Here is an 8,010-nt window from a genome sequence, read left to right on the forward strand (position 1 = left end):
AGCCTGTTGTCCATTCCATTTTTCAGACTGCCACATCAAAAACCATTCACCCCCGATTGCCATAAAACCTACAAACCAAAGTAAAACTCCCAATATTAGACCGGAAATAGCCACTCCTTTTGAATTATTGAACTCATAAACACTATTCCTTACTTTATACAGTCTATAACCTCCCAAAAAAGTAAAAAAAGCCATTAACCCTTCCACCAAAATAATAAGTAAATAAGCCAAGTGATGAAAAAAGGAAAATGGGAGGGACCGCCACATGCCCTTATTGCCAACAAAGGTGGTATCCATGCTTAATACATGCTGCACAAAGTAATAATTGGAGTAATAATCAGTCAGGTTATTAAAAACCACTAAAGTGACGTAAAAAGAAATAGAAAAGACCAATATGATTTTTGACCAACGAATAACCATATCAAATCAACAAAATCAACATTGTCTTTATTCCGAAGCGGGCATAGGAAAGAAGGAGCAATTTATGCTATAAGGCAGAGATCCAATATTAAATATTATTGGTATTCACACTTCCCCAGGCTTTTCCTTACCTTTTTTCACCGAAGCGTAATAATTTCATGATTTTAAAAAGTAGCTTTTCAAAAATAGGAAAGAAAGCCACTCCCCATATCTTTTAATGATTTTGAATCCAAAAACCGAAATTATATATACCAAAACCCTTCACTTACTCATTCACTAATTTTAGAATAAACCTTTTCGGTAAAAGACACCGGAACACCTAGTTCTCTTCCCATCCGAATAACTGCTCCTCCAAATAAATCCCCCTCATTTTGACTTCTTCCAGATTCCAGATCTCTTAAAAAAGAAGTTGTGCCCTCAAAAGGAAAACTATCGGCCAATTTGAGGTGATCTTCTACCATGTTCGGAGCCAATGGAATATTTAATTTTTTTGCAATTCCCTTAATTTCTTTCATAACCTTTTCAAATTCACTTCTATAATTTACATCAGCCATCACTTCCCCAACAGATTTGCGATAGCAACCGGTAACCAATGCTAATCCCGCAATAAAAGTAAATTTTGTCCAGATGGCTGTATAAACATTCTCAGGCCATTCGAAATGAATATTAGCCTGGCTTAATACCTCAAATAAATCATCCTTTTGCGGAAAATCAGCTTTTGCAGGGTCCTGTCCCATCAAAATTTTTTCTACACTTCCTTTTTTAGCGATAATTCCTGGTGCATCAATAAAGGAGACGATATAAACACAAGCGGGAAGCACATAAGCAGTGGAAAGGTTTTTGCGAATTCGTTCATAAATATCCATTCCATTTAAGAGAGGCAGAATAACCGTATTCTCGTGAATAATGGGCCTTAATTGTCGAATGGCTTCATCTAATCCATAAGATTTAACGGAGAGAATGATCAAATCACAAGCAGGTAGTTCTTCAGGATTATCTGTACATAAAGTAGGATGGCAAACTAACCGTTCATTCCCTTTGTGTACCTCAAGCCCCTTCTCTTGAATTGCTTTTAAATGCTCTCCTCGAGCAACAAAATAAACATCTTTGCCATCATTCTTGTCAAAAGTATTCGATAAGAGACCTCCAAAATAACCTCCTACTCCCCCTATTCCGAATACACAAATGTTTCTAATTGCCATTTTAAAGAAATTAAATATTTGAACTCTATTAAGTTTATTAAGAATTAGGATTTTAAAAAAATAAATAGGAAAAAGCCTAAAGTTGAGATTCAGGCTTTTTTGCCAATTTAAATAATATCTGACAGCCTCTCCAAAACCATGGGAAATAATACCTAATTCTTATGCAATTTACATGTTTAAACTTTGTGTATTTAAAAAGTGTCATGGGAAAAGAGAATAAAATTTTATTAGAATATAAATTTTAATTTCAAAAAAGATTATAGTTCAAAAACTAAAAGAACAAATTTTGTGTATTTGGAAAAACCCCAAGAATAGAAGATTTTTATAAATTAGAATATGATTTTCTTTTTTACGGTTCGGAAATTTCTTACGAACCATTATTATCAATTTTACAATTCACATTTTATAAGCTGAGGCCATACCCCAATTCATGCCTTTTTATACAGCTATTTTCTTTTTCTATAAATACCTTTATAATGATTGATTTAAAAGATTTTCCAGAAAACACTTCCCAACTAATTGAATGGATAAAGCAATATTATCAAAACATCACTTCCTATCCTGTAAAGTCACAAGTTAAACCTAAGGAGATTTATAATCAACTTCCGGAAAAAGCTCCTCAGGACTCTGAGTCTTTTGAGGCTATCATGGCGGATTTCGAAAAAATTATCCTGCCTGGTATCACGCATTGGCAACACCCAAACTTTCATGCCTATTTTCCAGCGAACACTTCTTTTGAGTCCATTTTGGGTGAAATATTAACAGCTTCATTAGGTATACAAGGGATGATCTGGGAAACTTCTCCTGCTGCCACCGAACTGGAAGAAAAAATCATGGAATGGCTAAGAGATTCATTGGGCCTGCCTTCCCAATTTCAAGGAGTTATTCAAGATAGCGCCTCCTCTGCCACTTTGGTTGCTATCTTAACAGCAAGGGAAATTAAAACCAATTTTGAATCTAATGAAAATGGGGTGCCTCCCAATCTAAGAGTCTATTGTTCTTCACAAGTTCATTCTTCTGTAGAAAAGGGAGTAAAGATAGCCGGAATTGGAAGAAAGAACCTAGTGAAGATAGCGGTTAATGAAAAAATGCAATTAAAAGCGGCTGACCTAGAAAAAGCAATACAGGAGGATATTAATAACGGATTTAACCCTTGTTGTGTAGTAGCTGCAGTTGGTACTACAGGAACTTTGGCTATAGATCCCATAAAGGAAATAGCCGAGATTTGCCGAAAATATAAAATTTGGTTACATATTGATGCTGCCTATGCAGGTTCTGCTTTGATATTACCTGAATATCGGTGGATGATTGAAGGCATAGAGAAGGCAGATAGCTTTGTATTTAATCCACACAAATGGTTATTTACCAACTTCGATTGTTCAGCTTATTTCATCAAAAACTCCAAGTCTCTTATCAAAACTTTCGATATCCTTCCTGAATATCTAAAAACAGGTTCAAGGGGATTAGTCAATGACTATCGGGATTGGCAAGTATCACTAGGTCGGAGATTTAGAGCCCTGAAGTTATGGTTCGTAATTAGAAGCTTTGGTATTAAAGGACTCCAACAACAATTGCGAAATCATATTCAACTAAGTAAGGAATTGGCGAATACGGTAGACCAACACCCAGATTTTGAATTAATAATGCCTCCTTTTTTGAATATGTTTTGTTTCAGATGGAGACCCTCAGGCTTTCCTGAAGTAGAGGAGCTTAATTCCATGAATAAGGATTTAATGGATAATCTTAATAAATCCGGAGAGATTTACCTTACACATACAAAAGTGAATGGCCAGTTGGTGTTGAGGTTTGTCATAGGTCAAACCTATGTCAAAAAAGAACATTTAGATAATGCCTGGGCAATGATTTTAAAAGAAGCTGAAAAATTAAAGGTAAAAAGTTAAGATAGAAAAAGAATATTGAAGAATTAATAATAAAAGAAATCGCCTTCCCCTTTCATTATTAATTCTTCAATATTAATTATTGTTTCACTGGTATTTCCACTACCAATTCACGTTCCCCTACCAATTTCTCAATAGAAATATCTTGCAATTCTAAACCCTGTTCTTGAGCATAAATTTTCAACTTCTCTTTAATCTTTTCTGGAGTAGGCATAACAAGGGGGTGAGCATTAATCTGAGCTTGAACGACTGTGAAGGCTTTAAACTTCCTTTCTTCAAAACCTTTTGGAATTTTTGAAATAGGCTTTTCAAGAATGATCCCAGTAAAACTCTTCATATTTCCTTCATTTTCTGAAGGGTCTTGATCATAAATGATTGCCAAGGTACCATGAAGTTCTCCCTCTTCCAACAATCTCCGAGTATCAAAAAAGATGTTTTTCACTTCTTTACTCTTATACCTTCCTTCAAAGGACTTTCCTATCAAGGTATAATTTATATTTTCCTTTACGGAAATTTTCACTTCATTAAATCCTCCCAATTGGATATAAACAATACTGGCAACACCTAAAAAAAGGAAAAGAGCGAGTCTTAGTATAATTTTTTTACTCATTTACGAACATTTTAAATCAGAATTATCCGATCTTCCATTGAAGTTTTTCTAAACCTTAATTCCTAACCAACTACCCTAGGAATGGAATAAATCATATTAAGATTAAAATCAGCTTGAAATTTATTCTGATTTTTAATTTCAAATTTTATTTTAATTCACCTCCCTATATTGCATTTGGTACAATTGTGCATAATAGCCTTCTACCCCAAGAAGCTCCTCATGTGTACCTTGTTCTTTTATTTCTCCCTTATCTAAAACAATAATATTGTCCGCCTTTTGGATAGTTGATAACCGATGTGCAATAACAATAGATGTACGGTTAGCCATCAACTTTTCCATTGCATTTTGAATCATCTCCTCAGTTTCCGAATCAACCGATGATGTAGCTTCATCCAACACTATAATTTTGGGATCATAAACCATGGTACGTACAAATGAGATCAATTGCCTTTGCCCGACAGACAAGGTGGAGCCCCTTTCCATCACATTGTAATCTAACCCACCCGGTAGGCGATCAATAAATTTTTGTGCCCCCACGAGAGTCGCAGCTTTCTCAATTTGTTTTTCAGTGATATCGGGGTTACCCAAAGTAATATTTTCTCGAATAGAACCAGAAAACAAAAAGACATCTTGTAAAACCACTCCAATATTACTTCTTAGAAAGTTAAGCTCATATTCGTTAACATTTACCCCATCTAAGGTGATATGCCCTTTATTGATTTCATAAAAGCGATTGAGCAAATTGATTACAGAAGATTTTCCTGCACCTGTAGCCCCCACAATTGCCACTGTTTGTCCGACTTCAGCATTAAAAGAAATATTTTTCAGAACATATTGATCTGGATTGTAAGAAAACCACACCTCATTAAAAGAAAATCTTCCCTTAATTTGAGCAGGGGTAAAAGAACCTTCATTGGGAATATGTTCATTGCTATCAATAAGGCGCATGATCCGATCGGTACTCACCACACCCATCTGAAGGGTATTAAAACGGTCGGCAATTAGACGAATCGGCCGGAAGAACATCTGAATATACATGATAAAAGAAATCATCACACCCAAGGTAATTTGCTCATTCATGGCCTGACCCGCACCAAACCAAATCAATAAACCAATTCCAGTAGCCTGGATTACCTCCGCCACAGGAAAATAAATAGAATAATATTTTACAGATTTTACATTCGCCCTTTTATGCTCCTCATTGATTTTTTTGAAATGCTCATACTCTTGCTTTTCACTATTAAATATTTGGACAATACTCATTCCAGTAATATGCTCCTGTACAAAGGAATTAAGATTAGCCACAGCATTTCGCACCCTATTAAAGACTACCTTCACTTTTTCTTTAAAAACATAGGTAACAAAAAGCAAAACAGGTAATGTGGACAAGCAAACCAAGGTAAGTTTCCAATCGGTAAAAAACATTACAGCAATAATAACCACCAATTGAAGTAGATCCCCCATCATGGCAGCCAATCCTTCACTAAACACATCTGCAAGAGTTTCAATATCAGAAACAGAACGTGTAACCAAACGACCAATAGGGGTACGGTCGTAAAATTTTAGTCGCAAACGGACCAAATGCTTAAAAAGAGCCTTCCTAATATCTAAAATAATGTGTTGCCCTAACCATCCGGAAAGATAAGTGTGTGAAAACTGTACTCCTGCCTGAATCACCAAAAGCCCTAACATGAGAACAACCATTTTGACCAGGCCATCAAAATCACCGAAAGCCACAAAGTTGTCTATAGTATGTTGGATCAAAAAAGGCCTGGCCGGAGCTAAGAATGCCAAAGCAACAGTGAGAACCACTAACAGCCAAAACCGACCGGAATAAGGTTTAATAAACTGAAAAAGACGTTTTAATACAGCAAGATCAAATATTCTACCACTCCTTGATTCTATATCCATTATTAAGTTTAATTACGAAATAAGAATTACGAACTAGAAACTCATTCGTAATCATGTCTAATAATAAATTCAAATTTCTAAAAAATTGTGCGATTAAATAACTGGTCTTTTCCAAATAACAATTGCTTTATTTCTCTACAGAGCTTTTTCTCACAAGATAAATTGTAAGAACAAAGCACTTGAATCAGTCCCAAAGGTCTAACTTTTTTTACCTTTATTTCTTAGCCGGATAAAAATCCAATGGAAGGACATTGTAAATCTTCATTATTCCTCTTTGAAAGGTCAATTATTAGAAGAGAGTAACGAAAAAACCGCAAAATCATTTTATCTCCCTCTTTCAACGATTTTTCAATGCCTAAGTTGAGTTGTCTTAACTATTTAAAAATATATTTTTAGGATAATGAACTTCGGTGAGAAAAAGGCCCTGAGCAGGAACAGATCTACCCGCTAAATTACGATCTCTACTTTCAAGCACCAACCTAAACTCATCCACAGATCGTTTTCCAGCCCCTACTTCCAATAAAGTTCCGGTAATTGCCCGAACCATTCCCCGTAAAAACCTATTCGCCCTTATATGAAAAACCAGGTTGCCTTTAGATTTTTTCCACATCGCATGTTCTATATCACATAAAAAAGTTTTTACATCAGTCTGAACTTTACTAAAACACTCAAAATCCTGCCAATCTAACAAATGAGTCGCAGCTTGATTCATGCGGTCCACATCCAAATGGTTGGGGTAATAATAGCTTAAACCCTGTAAAAAGGGATCTTTCCTTTGATGAATATGGTACTCATAACTCCTTAAAACGGCATCAAAACGGGCATTTGCCTCAGGGTATACTTGCCTAATGGAAGAAACCGAAATATCCCGAGGAAGAACAGCATTTAACTTATATCCATGTTTATTTTCGGTTAGGGGAGCCTCCACTTCTACTTGCAAAAACTGCTGACGGGCATGTACTCCAGTATCGGTCCGCCCACTGCCCATTGTTTTTATTTCCTGAAGACCCAAGATCTTCTTCAACGCACCCTCCAGCTCTCCTTGTACAGTTCGAGCATTTTGCTGAATTTGCCAACCGTGATAAGCTGTTCCTTTATAAGCTATTTCTAAAAAGTATTTCACAGCTGCAAAAGTAAGTAAGAATTAAGAATTAGGAAGCATGAAGCAATTATGAATTAAGCATTACCTGGAAAAATCTATCATTTCATCCCATAAAAATCAAAATCAATTCAAATCACTGATTTTGATCAACAGGGACATATAAAGTTACAGATTTAGGGATTTTAAGGAATTTAAAAACTAAGGTCTTAATTCAATTTTATCTTGTATCCATTCTCCCCTTTATTTGTCTGGTTCTTAAAATTCTATTTAATTTGCGCATTGAAAAATCATTTAAGTTATGATACAAAGAAAACAATCCTTATTTCTTTTAGGAACAGGTATTTGCATGATCGTCATGGTGTTTTTGAACATTTGGGTAAAAAATGATCCGGAAACAAATCAGACCATCACCCTTAATGCCTTTCACCTCATCCATATGGAAACAGCTGCGGATGGCACACAAAAAATAGTGTCAGAAGTAACTAACTATTATATTGTGGCTTTAAGCATTTTGGCCTCCATCATTGCCTTTGCTTCCCTTTTCTCATATAAAAACAGGCTTACCCAATTGAAATTAAATTTATTGAATGCCCTAATAATTGTGGGTGTTGCCATGGCTTCTACCTATTCCATTTATTTTAAAGGAGAGCCCATCTTTTTACCTGAAATCAAAGGGAAATATGAATTGGGGTATTATCTTCCTGTAGTTGCTTTATTTTTCAATTTAATTGCCAACAGATTTATTAAAAAAGATGAAGAATTGGTTAGGTCAGTAGATCGAATTCGCTAAGACATCCTTCACAAAGGAATTGAAAAAAACCGGACATCTAATTTATTGGTGTCCGGTTTTTTGCTTTTTCTGGTAAA

7 protein-coding genes are annotated in these 8,010 nt (G+C 35.3%); 2 read left to right on the forward strand and 5 right to left on the reverse strand.

What is annotated here, in order from left to right; genetic code table 11:
* A partial coding sequence (locus tag E1171_RS12755) for a DUF2165 family protein (protein WP_155206393.1) occupies positions 1-420 on the reverse strand: 420 nt, incomplete at its 3' end.
* Between the two features lie 269 nt (positions 421-689).
* A complete protein-coding gene (locus E1171_RS12760) occupies positions 690-1,622 on the reverse strand; it encodes a ketopantoate reductase family protein (protein ID WP_155206394.1) in 933 nt (310 codons plus the stop codon).
* A gap of 476 nt (positions 1,623-2,098) precedes the next feature.
* Here E1171_RS12760 and E1171_RS12765 point away from each other — a divergent pair, with 476 nt between their 5' ends.
* Positions 2,099-3,523 (forward strand): pyridoxal phosphate-dependent decarboxylase family protein, encoded by a 1,425-nt coding sequence (locus E1171_RS12765; RefSeq protein WP_155206395.1) that lies wholly within the window; start codon positions 2,099-2,101, stop codon positions 3,521-3,523.
* Positions 3,524-3,599: 76 nt separating this feature from the next.
* Here E1171_RS12765 and E1171_RS12770 read toward each other — a convergent pair whose 3' ends face one another.
* From E1171_RS12770 to truA, 3 genes are all read right to left on the reverse strand, one after another.
* A complete protein-coding gene (locus tag E1171_RS12770) occupies positions 3,600-4,130 on the reverse strand; it encodes a hypothetical protein (protein WP_155206396.1) in 531 nt (176 codons plus the stop codon).
* Between the two features lie 150 nt (positions 4,131-4,280).
* Positions 4,281-6,041 (reverse strand): ABC transporter ATP-binding protein, encoded by a 1,761-nt coding sequence (locus E1171_RS12775; RefSeq protein ID WP_155206397.1) that lies wholly within the window; start codon positions 6,039-6,041, stop codon positions 4,281-4,283.
* A gap of 370 nt (positions 6,042-6,411) precedes the next feature.
* The gene (gene truA, locus E1171_RS12780; protein WP_187696430.1) at positions 6,412-7,164 is read right to left on the reverse strand and encodes a tRNA pseudouridine(38-40) synthase TruA; all 753 of its coding nucleotides are present in this window, start codon (positions 7,162-7,164) and stop codon (positions 6,412-6,414) included.
* 277 nt (positions 7,165-7,441) lie between these two features.
* Here truA and E1171_RS12785 point away from each other — a divergent pair, with 277 nt between their 5' ends.
* Complete coding sequence (locus E1171_RS12785) at positions 7,442-7,933, forward strand: DUF4293 domain-containing protein (RefSeq protein ID WP_155206398.1); 492 nt, start codon at positions 7,442-7,444, stop codon at positions 7,931-7,933.
* Positions 7,934-8,010 lie beyond the last annotated feature (77 nt).

The organism is Xanthovirga aplysinae, from assembly GCF_009711365.1.
In the GTDB taxonomy this organism is placed as follows: domain Bacteria; phylum Bacteroidota; class Bacteroidia; order Cytophagales; family Cyclobacteriaceae; genus Xanthovirga; species Xanthovirga aplysinae.

What these genes read in the sequence shown, in the direction of transcription:
- E1171_RS12775 (WP_155206397.1), bottom strand. Translation starts at nt 6,041, where the DNA reads ATGGATATAGAATCAAGGAGTGGTAGAATATTTGATCTTGCTGTATTA.
- E1171_RS12760 (WP_155206394.1), bottom strand. Translation starts at nt 1,622, where the DNA reads ATGGCAATTAGAAACATTTGTGTATTCGGAATAGGGGGAGTAGGAGGT.
- E1171_RS12765 (WP_155206395.1), top strand. Translation starts at nt 2,099, where the DNA reads ATGATTGATTTAAAAGATTTTCCAGAAAACACTTCCCAACTAATTGAA.
- E1171_RS12785 (WP_155206398.1), top strand. Translation starts at nt 7,442, where the DNA reads ATGATACAAAGAAAACAATCCTTATTTCTTTTAGGAACAGGTATTTGC.
- E1171_RS12770 (WP_155206396.1), bottom strand. Translation starts at nt 4,130, where the DNA reads ATGAGTAAAAAAATTATACTAAGACTCGCTCTTTTCCTTTTTTTAGGT.